The organism is Paraburkholderia sp. D1E (genome assembly GCF_052682275.1).
On sequence record NZ_JBQYMB010000001.1, the window covers coordinates 3,524,772 to 3,542,432 of the forward strand.

16 protein-coding genes are annotated in these 17,661 nt (G+C 62.1%); 11 read left to right on the forward strand and 5 right to left on the reverse strand.

Annotated features, from left to right (window positions below; genetic code table 11):
- Positions 1-243: 243 nt before the first annotated feature.
- The 4 genes from ACUN0E_RS15855 (at position 244) to ACUN0E_RS15870 (ending at position 4,153) form a co-directional block, all read left to right on the forward strand.
- On the forward strand, positions 244-1,320 hold the full coding sequence (locus ACUN0E_RS15855; protein WP_445567199.1) for an ABC transporter substrate-binding protein: 1,077 nt from the start codon (positions 244-246) through the stop codon (positions 1,318-1,320).
- A 67-nt stretch (positions 1,321-1,387) separates the two neighbouring features.
- Positions 1,388-2,503: an ABC transporter substrate-binding protein gene (locus tag ACUN0E_RS15860; RefSeq protein WP_445567200.1), complete on the forward strand. Its 1,116-nt coding sequence runs from the start codon at positions 1,388-1,390 to the stop codon at positions 2,501-2,503.
- Complete coding sequence (locus ACUN0E_RS15865; protein WP_445567201.1) at positions 2,487-3,347, forward strand: ABC transporter permease; 861 nt, start codon at positions 2,487-2,489, stop codon at positions 3,345-3,347. The genes ACUN0E_RS15860 and ACUN0E_RS15865 overlap by 17 nt, the downstream gene beginning before the upstream one ends.
- Before the next feature lie 26 nt (positions 3,348-3,373).
- A complete protein-coding gene (locus ACUN0E_RS15870; RefSeq protein ID WP_445567202.1) occupies positions 3,374-4,153 on the forward strand; it encodes an ABC transporter permease in 780 nt (259 codons plus the stop codon).
- Here ACUN0E_RS15870 and ACUN0E_RS15875 read toward each other — a convergent pair.
- Both ACUN0E_RS15875 and ACUN0E_RS15880 read right to left on the reverse strand, forming a co-directional pair.
- Positions 4,144-5,292, reverse strand: a complete 1,149-nt coding sequence (locus tag ACUN0E_RS15875) for a sigma-54 interaction domain-containing protein (protein WP_445567203.1) — start codon at positions 5,290-5,292, stop codon at positions 4,144-4,146. The two genes, ACUN0E_RS15870 and ACUN0E_RS15875, sit on opposite strands and share 10 nt — an antisense overlap.
- A 189-nt stretch (positions 5,293-5,481) precedes the next feature.
- Positions 5,482-6,162, reverse strand: coding sequence for a class II aldolase/adducin family protein (locus ACUN0E_RS15880; protein WP_074287085.1), 681 nt, complete (start codon positions 6,160-6,162; stop codon positions 5,482-5,484).
- 371 nt (positions 6,163-6,533) lie between these two features.
- On the opposite strand from ACUN0E_RS15880, the gene ACUN0E_RS15885 reads away from it, so the two are divergent.
- The 3 genes from ACUN0E_RS15885 to ACUN0E_RS15895 all read left to right on the forward strand — a co-directional run bounded on the left by ACUN0E_RS15885 (position 6,534) and on the right by ACUN0E_RS15895 (position 9,701).
- Positions 6,534-7,730 (forward strand): alpha/beta hydrolase, encoded by a 1,197-nt coding sequence (locus ACUN0E_RS15885; protein ID WP_445567204.1) that lies wholly within the window; start codon positions 6,534-6,536, stop codon positions 7,728-7,730.
- Between the two features lie 244 nt (positions 7,731-7,974).
- Positions 7,975-8,508 carry a MarR family winged helix-turn-helix transcriptional regulator gene (locus tag ACUN0E_RS15890; protein ID WP_408226527.1) on the forward strand — a complete coding sequence of 178 codons (534 nt, stop codon included), beginning with the start codon at positions 7,975-7,977 and terminating at the stop codon, positions 8,506-8,508.
- Positions 8,505-9,701: an MFS transporter gene (locus ACUN0E_RS15895; protein WP_445567205.1), complete on the forward strand. Its 1,197-nt coding sequence runs from the start codon at positions 8,505-8,507 to the stop codon at positions 9,699-9,701. Before ACUN0E_RS15890 ends, ACUN0E_RS15895 begins: the two co-directional genes overlap by 4 nt.
- A gap of 42 nt (positions 9,702-9,743) precedes the next feature.
- On the opposite strand, the gene speB is transcribed toward ACUN0E_RS15895, so the two are convergent.
- The 3 genes from speB to ACUN0E_RS15910 form a co-directional block, all read right to left on the reverse strand.
- Complete coding sequence (speB, locus tag ACUN0E_RS15900) at positions 9,744-10,706, reverse strand: agmatinase (protein ID WP_445567206.1); 963 nt, start codon at positions 10,704-10,706, stop codon at positions 9,744-9,746.
- A 136-nt stretch (positions 10,707-10,842) separates the two neighbouring features.
- Positions 10,843-12,336 (reverse strand): aldehyde dehydrogenase, encoded by a 1,494-nt coding sequence (locus ACUN0E_RS15905; protein WP_408337566.1) that lies wholly within the window; start codon positions 12,334-12,336, stop codon positions 10,843-10,845.
- An 89-nt stretch (positions 12,337-12,425) separates the two neighbouring features.
- Positions 12,426-12,977, reverse strand: coding sequence for a cupin domain-containing protein (locus tag ACUN0E_RS15910; protein WP_408226515.1), 552 nt, complete (start codon positions 12,975-12,977; stop codon positions 12,426-12,428).
- A 417-nt stretch (positions 12,978-13,394) separates the two neighbouring features.
- Between ACUN0E_RS15910 and ACUN0E_RS15915 the strand changes: the two genes are divergently transcribed.
- The 4 genes from ACUN0E_RS15915 (at position 13,395) to ACUN0E_RS15930 (ending at position 17,603) form a co-directional block, all read left to right on the forward strand.
- Positions 13,395-13,616, forward strand: coding sequence for a hypothetical protein (locus ACUN0E_RS15915; RefSeq protein WP_171983793.1), 222 nt, complete (start codon positions 13,395-13,397; stop codon positions 13,614-13,616).
- Positions 13,617-13,937: 321 nt separating this feature from the next.
- On the forward strand, positions 13,938-14,732 hold the full coding sequence (locus tag ACUN0E_RS15920; protein WP_408226512.1) for a gamma-glutamyl-gamma-aminobutyrate hydrolase family protein: 795 nt from the start codon (positions 13,938-13,940) through the stop codon (positions 14,730-14,732).
- Between the two features lie 32 nt (positions 14,733-14,764).
- On the forward strand, positions 14,765-16,099 hold the full coding sequence (locus ACUN0E_RS15925) for a glutamine synthetase family protein (protein WP_445567207.1): 1,335 nt from the start codon (positions 14,765-14,767) through the stop codon (positions 16,097-16,099).
- A gap of 61 nt (positions 16,100-16,160) precedes the next feature.
- A complete protein-coding gene (locus tag ACUN0E_RS15930) occupies positions 16,161-17,603 on the forward strand; it encodes an aspartate aminotransferase family protein (protein WP_408341235.1) in 1,443 nt (480 codons plus the stop codon).
- The last annotated feature ends 58 nt before the right edge of the window (positions 17,604-17,661 follow it).

A 17,661-nucleotide genomic window follows, 5' to 3' on the forward strand; every position in this document is an offset into this window, starting at 1 on the left:
CCTCGTGTTGCTGGCGCAACACCGCTTCGGACAACTGCTGCTGGAGCAACACTCGCACGCGCGCCCCTCACCAATCGGCACGGCCTGCATCGGTATGCGCAGCCGAGCCGCATGTCTGCTAAAGGCTGCTCACAGCAATCGCGCGCGCCTGGCCTGGAATTTGCATTTATCAGTCCGCGCCGCCGCTACCGCTTATCGCGCGTCAGCCGGCGGGCAGGACGAACCTCAACATGGAAAACGCACATGACAGACAGGCCCGATTCGTCATCGGACAAACAGCATCCCTTCTGGTACGCACGCTCACCGGTGCCGACGCCGCTCGGCATCGCCGTGCATCTCGGCTGGCTCAACGGCGAGTTGTCGGCCGATGGCGTGGCGATCCGCTCGCTGCGCGACTCGGCAGGACACGACGCGTCGTCGATCAGCGATCACACGTTGGCGATGTCGTTTCGTCAGGGCGGCAGCATTCCGGCGATGTGGGCGCGCTCGCATCGGGCCGATACGCGCGTGATCGGTCTATCCTGGGTCGATGAATCGCAGTTGATCCTGACGCTGCCGGGCTCGGGCATTCAGTCGGTCAAGCAACTGCGTAGCCGGCGCATCGCGATCCCGCGCCGCTCAACTGACCGCATCGATATCTTTCGCGCCTCCGCGCTGCGCGGCTTCGTCAATGCACTAAGTCTGGAAGGCATGACGACGCGCGATGTCGAATTGATCGATGTAGAAGCACGCACGCTGCAGGCAGTCGGCGACGATCCCGCCACGGAACTCTTCACCTTGCCGCTCGGTCTGTCGAGCCGCGCGCTCTATGCCGCCGAAGCGAGCGCCTTGCTGCGCGGCACGGTGGATGCGATCTACGTGAAGGGGTCGGTCGGGCTGGAAGTGGCGCAACTGATCGGCGCGCAAGTCGTGATCGATATCGGCTTTCATCCTGAGCCGCATATTCGCAACAACAACGGCACGCCGCGCCCGCTCACGGTGAATGCGGAAGTGCTCGCCAATCATCCGGACATCGTCGCCGGCTTTCTGAAGCTCGTGGTGGCCGCAGGCGACTGGGCGCGCACGCATCCCGACGAAACCGCGCAGTACGTATCGCACGAAACCGCATCGGCGGTCGAGTGGGTTCATGCGGCCTATGGCGGCAACCTGCATCATCATCTCGGCGTGAACCTCGAAGCGGAATCGGTCGCCGCGCTCGACGACTTCAAAAACTTCCTGTTCGAGTGGGGATTCCTCGAAGCCGATTTCGAGATCGCCGACTGGATCGATCCACGCCCGATGGCCGATGCGCTGCACTCCACACTTAAGCGCCGTGCGTGAACGAACGCACTGCTCGAACCACGCCGCCCGGCTTCCACCATTACGTTCAAGGTCTGATCCGCATATCATGAAACGCTCATCTGCTTTCTCCCTGTTGCTGCGGCGCGCGTTCATCGCATGGTCGATGACGGTGCCGCTCACGGCCGCCGCGTTGCTGGGCCCCTCCGTGGCGCGCGCCGACGATGCGCCGAAAGTCGTGCGGATCGCCGTGGTCGCTTATTCAAACGGCGGCAAAACGCAATATGCGGGCGCCTCCGCTTTAATCGACGCCGACAAGTCGCTGGAACAGGCGTTAGCCGCGCGCCATATCAAGCTGCAATGGGTGCCGGTCTCGACCGCTGCGGTCGGTACGCTGGTCAACGAGGCCTTCACGAATCACAGCATCGACTTCGCAGGCTACGGCGACCTGCCCTCGGTCGTCGTCAACGCGTCCGGCACGCGTACCAGACTCATCGTGCCGGGTGGTGTGGGCAGCAACACTTATCTGGTCGTGCCGGCCAATTCGACGGCGAAGTCGATCGTCGATCTGAAAGGCAAGCGGATTGCGCTCAATCGCGGCCGTCCGTGGGAAGTGACGTTCGGCAAACTGCTGGCGGCCAACGGTCTGAAACTGTCCGACTTCAAGATCTATAACCTCGATCCGCAAGCCGGTGCCGCCGCCGTCGCCGCGGGCCGGGTCGATGGATTCTTTACGCTCTCGGACGCTTACCCACTCGTGGACAAGCAGGTCGGCAAGATCATCTGGTCGACCAAGGAAGCACCCGACGCGTGGAAGATGCGCGCGGAGTTGTGGGCCTCCGACGATTTCGTGCGTCAGTACCCCGACATCACGCAACTGGTCGCGACCGCTTATGTACGTGCGGCCTACTGGATTTCGCAACCGCAGAACCGCGATGCCTACATCAAGATTCTCAGCGCTTCGGGCCAACCTGAAAACGTAGTGCGGCGCGAGTATGACGACGAGAAGCTACCGTGGAAAGACCAATGGACGCCGCTTTTTACGCCGTCGCTCAGCGCACATTACCGCGACGTGTCGGCGTATAGCCAGCAGGCCAAACTCACGTCCGGCGGTGTGGACGTCAATAGCCTGCTCGCGCCGCAGTTCGTCAACAATGCGTTGAAGGAGCTCAAGCTTGAACGCTACTGGGATGCGAGCGCCACGACGAATGTCGCAAACCATTGATACGGTGGCGGGTGCCGCGACATCCGCCCCACCCGCACCCGTCACTCAGGCAAGAGCGAGCACCGCCGCGCGCGCGCGTGCTTTCGCGCGCCGCGCTTCCTCGCTGCTGTGGTGGGTCTCGCCCGCGATGCTGTTCCTGCTCTGGTGGTATGTGAGCGCGCAACACTGGTTCGCGCCGCAACTCCTCGTGCCACCGCACAAGGTCTATGAGACCTTCAGCACGCTCGCGGCCGGCGGCGACCTGCAGGACAACCTGCTGATCACCTTGCGTCGTCTGGCAACCGGCTTCGTATGGGGCGCCTTGCCCGGCATCGCGTGCGGCACACTGCTCGCCGTGAACCGCGTTTTCTCAGACTACGTGCGCCCGCTTTTCGACATCCTGCGACAGGTCCCGACGCTGACGCTGATACCCATACTGATTCTGCTCATCGGTATCGACGAACCGCTCAAGGTGGTGGTGGTCGCCAAGGCGGTGTTCTTTCCAGTCGCACTTGCCACCTACGGGGGGGTGCAAGGCGTGCCGCGCGATCTGGTCGAAATGGGCCGCCACTATGGGCTTGGCCGCGCTGAGTTGTTGCGCGACGTGCTGTTGCCCTCGGCCTTTCCGTCGCTGCTCACGGGTGTCCGCATCGCAATTGCGCGTTCCTGGCTCGCGCTCGTCGCGGTCGAGTTGCTGAGCGCCGATAGCGGCATCGGCGAAATGATGGAGATGGCGCGGCAGATGCTGCGTATCGACATTGTGATGGTCGACGTGATCGCGATCGGTTTGATCGGCTTCGCGCTCGATCAGAGCATCGCACTCGTGCAGCGCCGCGTGTTGCGCTGGCAAACGCCCAACCGTTGAACCCTCTTTCTTCTAGAACGCCTTCCATGATCGCCCTGCACGCAACGTCCCCCCTGCGCCGACGGGCCCGCGGTTTCGTCCTGCCGCTCGCCTTACTCGGACTCTGGCAATTCGCCGCCTATCGCGATGCCGTGCATCAATATGCGTTCGTGCCGATCGAACAGGTGGCGAGTGCCGCAATCGAACTTCTCAGAAGCGGTGAATTGTTCGTCGACCTCGGTGCGAGTCTGCGCCGCACGACGTTCGGTCTCGGTACCGGCGTGATCGCCGGCGTCGCGGTAGGCGCATTGACCGCGTTATCGCGCAGCGCCGAGAAGCTGGTGCACCCATTATTTCAGGCCTTGCGTCACGTACCGCTGCTCGGGCTGATTCCATTAATCAGTCTCTGGTGCGGCACGGGCGAGTTCGCGAAGGTGTTCATCGTCTTCCTCGCCGCCTTCTATCCGATGGTGACGAGCAGCTTCGACGGACTGCGCCGTATCGATCGACGTTACTTCGAATTAGCACAGTCGTATGAGTTGACGCGGGCTGGCTGGCTGCGCGACGTGCTGATTCCAGGCGCGTTACCGGACGTGTTCGCCGGCATCCTGCAAGCGGTGCCGTTTGCATGGATTACGGCTACGAGTAGTGAACTGTTATTCAACGCCGGAGCAGGCGTCGGCAATCTGATGCAGACCGCGCAGGCCGGCGCGCGTGTCGATGTGTTGCTGGTATGCGTGATCGGCGTCACCGTACTGGCAGTGGCGATGGGCATGCTGTGCGAGCGCGTCGCGCAACGCTTGCTGCGCTGGCGCGATCACGCCTGACGGCGGTCGCCGGCTTCGCCCGTTTCAGTTGCGTCCGGTTCGCCGGCGTCGCGCAGCTTGAGGATGCCGAGTTGCGCGAGCCGGGCACGCACGATGTTGCGCGACAGATCGAGCAGGCGTGAAGTGCGAAGCTGATTATTCTCGGAGAATTCGAAGGTGCTGCGATAGACCGTGTCTTCGATATGCTGCCAGAGCCTGGGCGTGCCGAGCTCCAGCAGATCGACGATTGCCTCGCGCAAGGCGTCGGTCGCTTCCGCGGTATCACGCGGACGGCGCGACGGGTTGGCCGCTGCCGCTGCCACAGGTGCGTCCGCAGCCTGTGCGTGAGGCGCCAGAGAAAGCGCGGAAAACTGCAAATCGCCGGCGTCGATGAAACCGCCGCTGCTCACCAGCAGCGCGTGATGAATCACATTCTCCAGCTCGCGAATATTGCCCGGCCATGAGTGAGCATGCAGCCGTTCGAGCGCGGCATCCGTCAGCGCGGGTGGCGTGATCCGTAGACGCTTCGCGTAGCTCTCGAGAAAGTGCTGGATCAGCGGCCCAATGTCGCCCGGTCGCTCGCGCAGTGGCAACAGGCTCAGTTTGACGACGTTCAGGCGGTAGTACAGATCTTCCCGAAAGTGCCCGGCCCGTACCGCGGCTTCGAGGTTCACATTGGTCGCGGTGACCAGGCGCACGTCAATTTTGACAGTCTTGCGCGAACCGACCGGCACCACCTCGCGTTCCTGCAGCACGCGCAGCAGCTTGACCTGCGCCGCAAGCGGCAAGTCCCCCACTTCGTCGAGAAACAGCGTGCCGCGATTGGCCGATTCGAACCAGCCGGGCTGGCTGCTGATCGCGCCCGTGAACGCGCCGCGTTCGTGACCGAACAGTTCACTCTCGATCAGCGTCTCCGAGAATGCACCGCAATTCACCGCGACAAACGGCCCGTCACGGCGTTCACTCAGCGAATGCACGAGCCGTGCGATTAGCTCCTTGCCGGTGCCGCTCTCGCCAGTGACAAGCACGGTGGCATCGCTCGGCGCGACCAGATGGATGCGTTCGAGCAACACCAGCGACTTGGGATCGTCGAAAGTCAGGGCTTTCGCACGAATCGTGATGGCGTGCGAAGCGGGATCGGGAAAACTGAAGACAGCCATTGATCGACCAGCAAGGAATCCAAAGGAAGCCTCGACGATATCAAGCCGGCCGTGCGCTGCGAACCAATACATCGAGCTAACAGTATGACGGAACCGGCAATACCGTTGCCAGGCTGCGTCGATGCGAAAAGCGGCACGGCTAACTGCGCCATGCCGCTCAACGTCGCTCGTTGTCGCTAGCGCCCTGGGTCAGGCGAGGCCAGTCATTTTCCACTGCTGTTCGAGCACGCCCGGGCCGAACTCCTTCGAGCCGCCGAGCGACTCCGCAAGCGCCTGGAAGTACGCGCCCTCTTCGAGGATCAGGATGTACTGCGAGACGTCGAGGATGTTCTTGCCCCAGAAGGTCGCGCCGCCGTTCGCCTCGAGAATCGCCGGAATGTTCGGATCGCGCCGGATCGTGTCGACGATGAAACGCGGCTCGCCCGGCCGGCGGTCGATATAGATCGGAATTTCACGCGCCTTCGTATAACGCTGCGCCGGCGCGTACAGAATCGGCAACGGACGGTGCGCACTCGCCCACGCGCCGAGATACGGACCATGCACGTGAATCACCACGTCGACTTCCGGCGCTTCCTGGAACACACCCGCATAGCGAGGGCCATGGCCGGACGCCTTCGGATCGCCATGGATCACCTTGCCGTCGAACGACACCACGACCGCCTGAACCTCCTGCGATTGCGCCCACGGCGTAGGCGCCGACACGGCGACGACGAGGTCTGTGCCAGGCACACGCTGATACGCCTGGAAGGTGTTGGTAGCCGATAACGTGCGGGTTTCCTTGAGGACGCGCGTGGCTTGCGCGAATTCGCGCCGGATGCGTTCGACGAACGCGACCAGTTCGCCGCTTTCCAGCGTCTGCGTGACTGACATGTTGAGTCCTTTGATGAGAGAGGGATCGATGCGAGGGGTATTTAGCAGCAAGTGTGCCAATCGGCGCGTCACACGCAGACCCTTGTTCGGCGGCTTCGTCGCCGCTCCCCGCGCATGGACGCCCACGTTCGACCCAGGTGATTTTGCTGCTGGACCAACAGCGCAGCATCAGCGGTTGTTGCGCACGACGCAAAGCAGGCGTGTGCGCACATCACACCGCAGCACCGTTGCACCCCGATGCGAGCGGGGTTTCGCCAACCGCGCACGGCGATGGTTCAAAACTTGCGTTGAAGGCCGCCCGGGTTCGACGGACTCACGTCGGCAGGCGTCGCGTGGCCCGCACTTTTCTCACCATCGTTCAAGGCGTCAACATGAAAACAGAAAATAACCGAGCGCCGAAGTGGCACGCGTCGGCTCGCGTCAAATTCGGCGCACGGTTTGCCGCAAGCCTCGCCGCATTGCTCGCGTTCAGCACGGCCTTCGCCACCGGCGCGAGAGCACCAGCGCCCGATCCGCTGCAAGGCGACGGCCGTGTGTCCGCGTTCTACACGTGGGACGATGAGATTCCCGCACACCCCGGCGAACTGCTGCGCTCCGAGAGACTGCCGTCTACACTCGGCCTCGCCAACGCCGGCCAGCAACTGCGCCTGCTATACAGTTCGACCGATGGCATCGACGGCACAACGCCGATCGCAGTATCGGGTGCACTGTTCCTACCCAAAGGCCAGCCGCCGCAAGGCGGATGGCCGATCGTCGCGTGGGGGCACGGCACCTTCGGCATGGCCGATATCTGCGCGCCCTCGTGGTTCGGACGCTCCTATCGCGACGTGCGCTATCTGAATGCGTGGCTCCAGCAAGGCTTCGCGGTGGTGGCGACCGACTATCAGGGACTCGGCACGCCCGGACCCAACCCGCAGCTGAACAATCGTTCGAATAGCTACACGATGCTCGACAGCGTGCGCGCCGTGTTGCACAACGTACCTGGACTCGCCAACCAGGTTGTGCTGGTCGGGCAATCTCAAGGCGGTTCCGCCGTATTCGCCGCCGCCGGCTACGCGAGCACGTACGCGCCCGAACTGGATATCCGTGGCACGGTCGCGACGGGCGTCATTTACAACGCACCGAAGCACACCCTGGCAACACTTGCGCCGTTCAAAACCGCTTACAGACGTGATCCCAATCGGATCGATGCAACACTCGCGTACCAGTTCTATTCAGTGCTGTCGGCGCAGCAGATCGACCCTGGGCTGAAGGCTTCCGACATCCTCAGCGATTCCGCGCTGCCGATTCTCGAACAATCGCGCATCAGTTGCCTCGCGTCGCTCGAGGACGACGCAGCGCTCGCCGGTCTGACCACTGCGAACACCGTGAAGCCGGGCGCCAACGCTCGTTTGCAGGCCTGGTGGGACGCGTATCTGAAGTTTCCGACTCTGAAGATCAAGTCGCCGGTGTTCATCGGCATCGGTGCGGACGACGGCCTTGCTCCTCTGGAGCCTCTCCCTCGCAAAAGACGCCTGCGCGGCGGGTACCACGGTCGAGGCGCATCTTTACGCGGATCGCGAACATAACGGCACGGTCAACACGTCGCTGGAGGATTCGATACCTTTTGTCAGGAAAGTGCTGGCGGGTCAGCCGGTTACGCCAGTGTGCTCGCCAGTCGAGCAGGATCCGAAGCTCTAACGCAGCGCGGCGGGTTTTTGAGGCGGCTTACGGTTTGCGCTGAACGATTGACGGTCACAAAAAATCGCTTGCGCATCCCCACCAATGTGTGCACCATGCATATATGCACGTTGCACACATTGAGGCACCCCTATGACGCAGCGCACAGAGAACCTGCTTGGCGTGCTCGCCCTGCTGATCACGGACGAGATGAACGCGCAGCCTGCCATGGCCGCACTCGCGGGCCCCACCGCCCGCGCCATGCTCAACGCGGTCGGTCAATATCCCGATTCATCCATTGAAGTATTGCGCGAAGCAGTCGATCTTTCGCATCCGGCCGCGGTTCGCGCCGTCGCGGGCCTGGTGGAGGCCGGTCTCGTCGAAAAAAAATCAGGTGCCGACAAACGTTCCGTCGCGCTTGCCTTGAGCGCTTCGGGCAAGCGTGAAGCCAAACGCCTGCAAACGGCACGCGACCGGATGCTCCAACGCATCGCCGGGCAGCTCGACGAGCGCGAGCGCGATGTGCTTGAAAACCTGCTGATCAAGATCCTGTGGAACGAGACCCGCAATCCGGCGCACGCCATGCAACTGTGCCGCCTCTGCGACGACGGTCCCTGCCTGAAAGCCGGCTGCCCGGTCGAATGCCGCGAACAGGGGCTGCCCATGCCCGCGCGGAGCAGCACATGAATGCTGCCGCGCCGGTGCGTTGGCCGGCGATCGCCGCGCTGACCGCGGTCTCGGCGCTTTCGCAGATCGGCCAGTTCGGCATCGGCTTCATGGTGCTGCCTGTGTGGCTGGCCCATCATGGTCTCGACGCACCGCGCGCCGGTCTCTTCTCCGCTTCGCAATGGACCGGCATGCTGGCCGGCTTGTTGATCGCGCCGTGGCTGGTGGACCGTATCGGTGCGAAGCGCGCGGTGTCGCTCGGTCTCGCCGCGACGATTGTCGCGTTCGCCACGATGAACGCGCTGTGGTGGCCGTTGTGGCTCGTGCCCGGCCTGTTGACCGGGTTCGGCATCGGCCTGCGCTGGATCGCCAATGAAACGTGGCTCTATCGACTTGTACCGGCTGAATCGAGCGGACGTGTAGTGGGCGTGCACGAAGCACTGATCGCTACCGCCGGCGTAATCGGCCCGGCATTGGCGGTGTGGTGCGCAGTCGACGGACGCATTACCTTCACGGCCGGCGCGGCCTTCACGTTTGCGGCAGCCCTTCCGCTATGGCTGACCGCATCGGACGATGGGCAGCCTGCTGTTAAGCCAGCACAGCCCATGCGAAAAGGCCGGGCTGAGAAAAGCGCCCCAATCGGCCCATTGGTGAGCCTTGGCATGGTCGTCGTCGCGGCAGGCGGCATTGGCGATGGCGCGCTCTACGGGCTCTTTCCGCTATTTGCCGACGCCCACGGCCTCAATACCACGCAGACGGCTACGCTACTCACGTTATTCGGTGTCGGTGGGATGCTGTTGCAGTTTCCGGTTGGCTGGTTCGCCGATCGCGCAGGCCTCGCCGCCACGGTCATCGTCTGCGCCGCCCTCAGCACAGTGGCGATCTGCGGTTTCGCGTTCGCCGCGCCTGCCTCATGGCTTGCTGGCGCCAGTGCACTGCTGCTGGGTGGCATGAATAGCGCATACATCACGCTCGGCATGGTCGCGGCGGCGTGCAGCGATAAGGCAGCACTCACGCGCAACATGCGGCTCGTGTCGCTTACCTTCACCGCGAGTTCGATCGTGGGGCCGCTCATCGCCGGTTTCGCCATGAAGGCACGCGGGAGCGACATGCTGATGTGGCAGTTGGCGATCATGAGCGGCGCGCTCGTTGCCTACACGCTCGGCTTACGCGAAGGCCGGCGTCAGCCCGATCGATCATCGTCGATGGGCTGAGCCTGGCTTGAGCCGGTTGCGTCTCAAGCCGATTAAAAGTGCCTAGCGTTCAGCCACTTTCCGCTGCCGCCAAAGACACAACAGATCGCACGCGATATGCGCGGCCGCAATCGCCGTGATCTCGCTCTGGTCATAAGCGGGCGCCACTTCCACCACGTCCGCGCCCACCAGATTCAGCGCACTGAGCCCGCGCACGATGGCCAGCCCCTGTGCCGACGACAAACCGCCCGCCACCGGCGTACCCGTGCCCGGTGCGAACGCCGGATCGAGACAGTCGATATCGAAGGTCAGATACGCGGGCCGCTCGCCGACAATCAACGTGATCCGCTCCACCGCCGCTCGCGTGCCATGTTCGTGAACCCACGCGGCATCGAGGATATTGATCCCCATAAAATCGTCGTTCCACGTGCGAATGCCGACTTGCACCGAGGTTTTCGGATCGATCAGACCGTCCTTCACCGCCTTGTAGAACATCGAACCGTGATTCAGGCTGTCTGGGCTGTCATCGGCCCAGGTATCGCAGTGGGCGTCGAAATGGATCAGCGAAAGCGGCTTGCCATACTTCTCCGCATGCGCAATCAGCAGCGGATACGTAATGTAGTGATCGCCACCCAGCGTCAGCATCTTCGCGTCCGAACGCAGGATCGTGCGCGCATGCTCGACGATCGATTCCTTGATCGTCATGGGATTGTGCGCGTCGAACCAGCAGTCGCCGTAGTCGGTCACGGCGAGATCGTCGAACGGATTGAAGCCCCACGGATAGGGATGCAACTCCGACAATTGCACGCTCGCCGCGCGCACCGCCGCGGGGCCGAGACGCGCGCCCGAACGGAACGTAGTGGCCAGATCGAGCGGCACGCCGGAGACCACGACATCGACGCCGTCGAGTTCACGGGTGTACTTGCGACGCATGAACGACAGCACACCCCCATAGGTGTTTTCGATCGACGAGCCATAAAGCGATGAACGGCGAATCGCGCCATCGCCGTAAACGAGTTCAGTCATGGATGACCTGATACCTGATAAACATGCCGGCGCCGCATGCAGGGCTTCCTGGTGATACATGCGGCGTCCGGCTTCGGATTCATTGGGAACGCGGCAGTGCCTGTCAGGCGCGCTGCCGCGCTGGCTTGCGAATCCTTTAGCGCAGCCGCACCAGCGTGGACTTCAGCTCGGTGTACTTCTCCAACGCGTGCAACGACTTGTCGCGGCCGTTGCCCGATTGCTTGTAACCGCCGAATGGGAAATTCATATCGCCGCCTTCGTCGTAACAATTGACCCATACGGTGCCCGCGCGCAGCTTGCGCGACACTTCATGCGCGGTGGTGAGGTTCGACGTCCACACGGCGGCAGCAAGGCCGTATTCGCTGTCATTAGCGATCCTGATCGCTTCTTCAACCGTATCGAACGTAATCACCGACAACACCGGCCCGAAGATTTCCTCACGCGCGACCTTCGCACCGGTAGCCGGAATCTCGAAGATGGTCGGTTCGATATAGAAGCCGCCGGTCTCCTGCTTGACACGCGCCCCCCCCAGCAACAGCTTCGCTTCGGCGCGGCCCGCTTCGATATAACCAAGCACGCGTTCGAGCTGCACGTTATCGACGATTGCGCCCATCGAGGTTTGCGGATCGAGCGGATTGCCCGGCGTATAGCTGCGCGCGGCGGCGATCAGCTTGTCGAGGAACACCTCCTTGATGTCGCGATGCACGAGCAGGCGCGAGCCAGCGGTGCACATTTCGCCCATGTTGTAGAAGATCGCGCCGGCCGCCGCATTGGCCGCCCGGTCGAGGTCGGGGCAATCGGGCATCACGATGTTGGGCGACTTACCGCCGAGTTCGAGCCACACGCGCTTCAGATTCGACTGGCCGGCGTATTGCATGATCAGCTTGCCGACGTTGGTCGAGCCGGTGAAGGCGAGACAGTCCACGTCCTGATGCAGCGCCAGCAGCTTGCCCGGTTCGCCCGCCCCCGGCACCACGTTGAACACGCCGGCGGGGATGCCCGCATCCAGCGCGAGTTGCGCGAGGCGAATCGCGGTGAGTGGCGACTTCTCCGAGGGCTTGAGCACAACGCTGTTACCCGCCGCGAGCGCCGGGCCGAACTTCCATGAGGCCATCAGGATCGGGAAATTCCACGGCACCACCGCGGCAACCACGCCGATCGGCTCACGCGTCACGAGACCCACCAGATGATGATCGGCCGGCGCGACTTCGCCGCCGATCTTGTCGATGGCTTCAGCGAACCACTCGACGCAATAGGCCGCGCCCGGCACATCCACCGAGGTGGTATCCGCGATCGGCTTACCTGCGTCCAGTGTTTCGAGCAGCGCCAGTTCGTCCATGTGCTCGCGGATCGATGCGGCCCAGCGCAATAGAATCGCCTTGCGTTTGCGGGGATTGAGGCCGGACCATACACCTGCGTCGAACGCGCGGCGTGCGGCAGCCACGGCGGCGTCGACATCCGCCGCGCCGCTGTCGGCAACCTTGGCAAGCAGCTTGCCGTCGATCGGGCTCAGGCAGTCGAACGTGCGCCCGCCTGCCGCGTCACGGTATTCACCATCGATAAACGCGCGGCCTTCGATTGAAAGCGTAGCGGCTTTGTCTTGCCAGAAAGCGAGAGATTTCTTGTCCATCAGGATGCCTCAATGTTATGCGCTCGACGCACGCCCGCATCGACTTCAGCCGGCTTGGAACTGCGTCGCGGCGCGTTGGCGCGGAGTCTTTAGAACGTGGGCGGCGAATTGGCCGACACGATCTCGCAGAGATGCTCCGCGCTGGGATTGCGAAAACGATGCGGTAGACGGCTTTCGAAGTAGTAGCTGTCACCGGGGTCCAGCAGCCATGTGATGCCTTCCACCGTCAGTTCGATCTGACCGCTGACCACCACCCCGCCCTCGTGCCCCTCGTGTTCCAGCATCTCCGGCCCCGTATCCGACAGAGGCTGATAAACCTCGCGCAGAATGCCCATGTTGCGGTCTTTGATGCTGGAGCCCGCGAGATAGAACTCGATCGACTCATTGCCGAGATTCGGCATGTCGGCGCGACGCGACACGACAGAGCGCTCCACTTCGACTTCAAAAGTGAAGAATTCGGCGAGACTCATGGGTATGCATTCAAGCAGTTTCTTCAGCGAGCCGACCGACGGGCTCACGCGGTTCTGTTCGATCAGCGAGATCGTGCCGTTGGTCACGCCCGCCCGCTTCGCCAGCTCACGCTGAGACAGGCCGTTCTTCTTACGGATGTATTGCAGGCGGGTCGCTACTTCTAAGGACATCGCTAGGTTCTCTGACATTGGAAACGATCGGGGCGCGTGGATCGGGCAACGTGTGCCCGCGAGTGTTGAATATTCTAATCACTTTAATCGTTGCGCCGCTGGGGAAAACCCTGAAAGGATTCCGAAATATGACGTGCGCAACGAATGTTCCCACGGACAGGGATTCCGGCGACACCCCCGGGAAAGCCCTGATAAATCTTTTATAAAAATGATTTGACGGCATTATTGGCTCGTATACGATGGTTCTCAGGCGATCGTCATGCCGACGTCACGAAGCACAAAAGTGTGTTTTTTGACGCAGCGAACCCAGTTCGCATCGGTCAGAGGCGATCAACCCAGCGTGATGTTTCTTTAAACGCCCTGTGCGTTTTTCGAGCAAGCGTTCAATACTTTCAACGTCGCTAGTCGAGTGTAATCGTGAGAGTCCGAGGCCCTTTGGTGAGATGGAATCGAAGTCAGGCGAGTTGTCCTCGCGCTGACGGCGCCATCGCCGACGGCAGCAACGGCAGCCTTGCGTTCCGCCGCTTCCTGTCCGTCTTCACGATCCTTTCCCGCCGTTCAGTTCGACGTCACAACTCCATCTCCGCGCGCGCCTTCATTGCCGTGCGCACGGACGAAGTCGCCTCGTTGCTGCCGTAGCGCCTCCCCCTTTTTACCGTTCGATTCGTCCGTTTGCGTGATCGCGCTCTCCTGAGCCATGCGTTCGTGCATGTGCGGTGCCGTCTACCGCTTGTGCACATCATGTACTTCATGCACTTCACGCGGATCAGATTAATTGCGCACCGCAATGGATCGAATCGAACGGCCTACCTGATTACCACGCGCGGCGCGTTCAGTTGACGACGACCGCCTGCACTACCCCGGTGGTCTGACGCCTTGCGTCCGGCCGCGGAATCGTGCCGCGCTGTGTTTAACGTTGTTCGTGCCGCGTCCCGCGGGGAACACACACGTCTATCTGTTATGCGAAACAAACCTCTCGTCGGCATCAGCGCCGACAGAACGATGATGGGAGTCCACCCGTCGCACGTCACCGGCGAGAAGTACATCGCCGCGATCGTGGACGGCTCACAGGCGCTGGCCATGTTGCTGCCGGCGCTCGGCGAGCGTCAGTCCACCGAGGACGTGCTGGCCACCGTCGACGGCTTACTGTTTACCGGCAGCTATTCGAATGTCGAGCCGCACCGTTACGGCGGCCAGCCCAGCGCGCCGGGCACGCTGCACGACGCCGCACGCGATGCGACGACGCTGCCGCTCCTGCGTGCGGCGATCGCAGCAGGCGTGCCCGTGCTGGCGGTATGCCGGGGCTTCCAGGAAATGAACGTGGTGTTCGGCGGGACGTTGCATCAAAGCGTTCACGCGGTGGCCGGCTTGAACGACCATCGCGAGAACAAGGAAGACGACCTCGACATGCAATACGCACCGTCGCATTCGATCACGCTGACGCAGGGCGGCTTGTTGCAGCGCCTCGCGGGCGGCACGAATGAAGCGCGTGTGAATTCATTGCACGGTCAGGGCGTCGAGCGGTTAGGCGTGGGTCTGGTGGCAGAAGCCACCGCGCCGGACGGATTGATCGAAGCGGTGAGCGTGAAAGATGCGCGTGCCTTCGCGCTGGGTGTGCAGTGGCACCCGGAATGGAAGCATGCCAACGACGCGCTTTCCACCGCGATCTTCCGTGCCTTCGGCGACGCCTGCCGCGATCGAATGCGCACCAAGGCCGGCTATGGCGCGGCATCCGCCGCTGCCACGCATGCCTGAGCCGGTCGCGCACCAAAACTGAGAGAATAACCATGCATGAAATCGACGAATTTCTGAAAAAGAACCGCGTCACCGAAATCGAAGCGATCATTCCGGATATGGCCGGGATCGCACGCGGCAAGATCATTCCGCGCAGCAAGTTCGAATCCGGCGAGTCCATGCGCTTGCCGCAGGCGGTGATGATCCAGACCGTCACAGGGGACTATCCGGAAGACGGCACGCTCACCGGCGTCACCGACCCGGACATGGTGTGCGTTCCTGACGCCAGCACCATCCGCATGATTCCTTGGGCCGTCGATCCGACCGCCCAGGTGATTCACGATTGCGTTCACTTCGACGGCACGCCCGTCGCGATCTCGCCGCGCCGTGTGCTGCGCCGCGTGCTCGAACTCTATAAGGCCAAAGGCTGGAAGCCGGTTATCGCGCCCGAGCTCGAGTTCTATCTGGTCGACATGAACAAGGACCCGGATCTGCCGCTGCAGCCGCCGATCGGCCGTACGGGTCGTCCGGAGACGGGTCGCCAGGCGTATTCGATCGAAGCGGTCAACGAATTCGATCCGCTCTTCGAAGACATCTATGAATACTGCGAGGTGCAGGAACTGGAAGTCGATACGCTGATTCACGAAGTCGGCGCCGCGCAGATGGAAATCAACTTCATGCACGGCGATCCGCTCAAGCTCGCCGACAGCGTGTTCCTGTTCAAGCGCACGGTGCGTGAAGCCGCGCTGCGTCACAAGATGTACGCGACTTTCATGGCCAAGCCGATGGAAGGCGAACCGGGCTCGGCGATGCACATGCACCAGAGCCTCGTGGACGAAGAAACCGGCCAGAACCTGTTCACCGGTCCGGACGGCAAGCCGACTTCGATGTTCACTGGCTATATCGCCGGCCTGCAGAAATACACGCCGGCGCTGATGCCGATCTTCGCGCCATACATCAACTCGTATCGCCGCCTGTCGCGCTTCATGGCTGCGCCGATCAACGTGGCATGGGGTTACGACAACCGCACGGTGGGTTTCCGGATTCCGCATTCGGGCCCGGCTGCGCGTCGTATCGAAAACCGTATTCCGGGCGTGGACTGCAATCCGTATCTGGCGATTGCCGCGACGCTGGCCGCAGGCTATCTCGGCATGACGCAAAAGCTCGAAGCCACCGAGCCGCTGATCAGCGACGGTTACGAGTTGCCGTACCAGTTGCCGCGCAACCTCGAAGAGGGTTTGACGCTGATGGGCGCTTGCGAACCGATCGCCGAAGTACTCGGCGAGAAATTCGTCAAGGCCTACCTCGCACTGAAAGAAACCGAATATGAAGCGTTTTTCCGCGTAATCAGTTCGTGGGAACGCCGGCATTTGCTGCTGCACGTTTAAGGCCGGATGTAAGGCCTTTGTTAATGACGTCGCTCGCAAACGCATAAAAACTGGAGGCAGTATGAGCTACAGAACAGAAGAAGTCGCTTACGTGCAACCGGCGCAACCCAGCGCCGCCGCAAGCGTACAAGCCACGCATCAACGCAGCACCGCCGAATATCGCGCGCTCGACGCCGCGCACCATATCCATCCGTTTTCGGATATGGGTTCGCTCAATCGCGCCGGCAGCCGCGTGATCGTCAAAGCGCAAGGCGTGTACCTGTGGGATTCGGAAGGCAACAAGATCATCGACGGTATGGCCGGGTTGTGGTGCGTGAACGTCGGTTATGGCCGCAAGGAACTGGCCGACGCAGCATATCGGCAAATGCAGGAACTGCCCTTCTACAACACCTTCTTCAAAACGACGCATCCGCCAGTGATCGAGTTGTCGGCCTTGCTCGCGGAGCTGGCGCCGGAACCGTTCAATCACTTCTTCTATTGCAACAGCGGTTCGGAAGGCAACGACACCGTACTGCGTATCGTCCATCAATACTGGGCGACGCAAAACAAACATTCGAAGAAGTTCGTCATCTCGCGCAAGAACGGTTATCACGGTTCGACGATCGCAGGCGGCACGCTGGGCGGCATGGGCTACATGCATGAACAGATGCCCTCGAAGGTCGAGAACATCGTGCATATCGACCAGCCGTATTTCTTCGGTGAAGCAGAAGGCAATCTGACGCCGGAAGAATTCGCACTGGCCCGTGCGCAGCAACTCGAAGCGAAGATTCTCGAAATCGGTGCGGACAACGTGGCCGCGTTTATCGGTGAGCCTTTCCAGGGCGCGGGCGGCGTGATCTTCCCGGCTTCGACGTACTGGCCGGAAATCCAGCGCATCTGCCGCAAATACGACATCCTGCTGGTCGCCGACGAAGTCATCGGCGGCTTCGGCCGGACCGGCGAATGGTTCGCGCATCAGCACTTCGGTTTCGAGCCGGATCTGATCACGCTGGCCAAGGGCCTGACGAGCGGCTATGTGCCGATGGGCGCCGTCGGCCTGCATGATCGCGTGGCCAAAGCGATCATCGAGCACGGCGACTTCAATCACGGTCTCACCTACTCCGGGCATCCGGTGGCCGCGGCTGTGGCGCTCGCCAATCTGAAGCTGCTACGCGACGAGAAGATCGTCGAGCGCGTCAAGACCGACACGGGTCCGTACTTCCAGAAGAAGTTGCGCGACACCTTCGCCAATCACCCGATCGTTGGCGAAATCTCCGGGGCGGGCCTGGTAGCCGGTCTGCAACTCGCAGAAAACCCGAAAACGCGCAAGCGTTTCGCCAATGGCGGTGACGTCGGCACGATCTGCCGCGACTTCTGCTTCAACGGCAACCTGATCATGCGCGCCACCGGCGACCGGATGCTGCTGTCGCCGCCGCTCGTGATCAACAAGCTGGAAATTGACGAGATCGTTTCGAAGGCGAAGTACGCCATCGACGCGACCGCACAACAACTCGGAATTTCGTAACGGCAGTTCGTTCCGGCATGAGCACACCCACGATACGCGCTCATGCCGGTTCTCCACA

What these genes read in the sequence shown, in the direction of transcription:
- ACUN0E_RS15925 (WP_445567207.1), top strand. Translation starts at nt 14,765, where the DNA reads ATGCATGAAATCGACGAATTTCTGAAAAAGAACCGCGTCACCGAAATC.
- ACUN0E_RS15885 (WP_445567204.1), top strand. Translation starts at nt 6,534, where the DNA reads ATGAAAACAGAAAATAACCGAGCGCCGAAGTGGCACGCGTCGGCTCGC.
- ACUN0E_RS15930 (WP_408341235.1), top strand. Translation starts at nt 16,161, where the DNA reads ATGAGCTACAGAACAGAAGAAGTCGCTTACGTGCAACCGGCGCAACCC.
- ACUN0E_RS15910 (WP_408226515.1), bottom strand. Translation starts at nt 12,977, where the DNA reads ATGTCCTTAGAAGTAGCGACCCGCCTGCAATACATCCGTAAGAAGAAC.
- ACUN0E_RS15890 (WP_408226527.1), top strand. Translation starts at nt 7,975, where the DNA reads ATGACGCAGCGCACAGAGAACCTGCTTGGCGTGCTCGCCCTGCTGATC.
- ACUN0E_RS15895 (WP_445567205.1), top strand. Translation starts at nt 8,505, where the DNA reads ATGAATGCTGCCGCGCCGGTGCGTTGGCCGGCGATCGCCGCGCTGACC.
- ACUN0E_RS15875 (WP_445567203.1), bottom strand. Translation starts at nt 5,292, where the DNA reads ATGGCTGTCTTCAGTTTTCCCGATCCCGCTTCGCACGCCATCACGATT.
- ACUN0E_RS15905 (WP_408337566.1), bottom strand. Translation starts at nt 12,336, where the DNA reads ATGGACAAGAAATCTCTCGCTTTCTGGCAAGACAAAGCCGCTACGCTT.
- speB (WP_445567206.1), bottom strand. Translation starts at nt 10,706, where the DNA reads ATGACTGAACTCGTTTACGGCGATGGCGCGATTCGCCGTTCATCGCTT.
- ACUN0E_RS15860 (WP_445567200.1), top strand. Translation starts at nt 1,388, where the DNA reads ATGAAACGCTCATCTGCTTTCTCCCTGTTGCTGCGGCGCGCGTTCATC.
- ACUN0E_RS15870 (WP_445567202.1), top strand. Translation starts at nt 3,374, where the DNA reads ATGATCGCCCTGCACGCAACGTCCCCCCTGCGCCGACGGGCCCGCGGT.
- ACUN0E_RS15865 (WP_445567201.1), top strand. Translation starts at nt 2,487, where the DNA reads ATGTCGCAAACCATTGATACGGTGGCGGGTGCCGCGACATCCGCCCCA.
- ACUN0E_RS15920 (WP_408226512.1), top strand. Translation starts at nt 13,938, where the DNA reads ATGCGAAACAAACCTCTCGTCGGCATCAGCGCCGACAGAACGATGATG.
- ACUN0E_RS15855 (WP_445567199.1), top strand. Translation starts at nt 244, where the DNA reads ATGACAGACAGGCCCGATTCGTCATCGGACAAACAGCATCCCTTCTGG.
- ACUN0E_RS15880 (WP_074287085.1), bottom strand. Translation starts at nt 6,162, where the DNA reads ATGTCAGTCACGCAGACGCTGGAAAGCGGCGAACTGGTCGCGTTCGTC.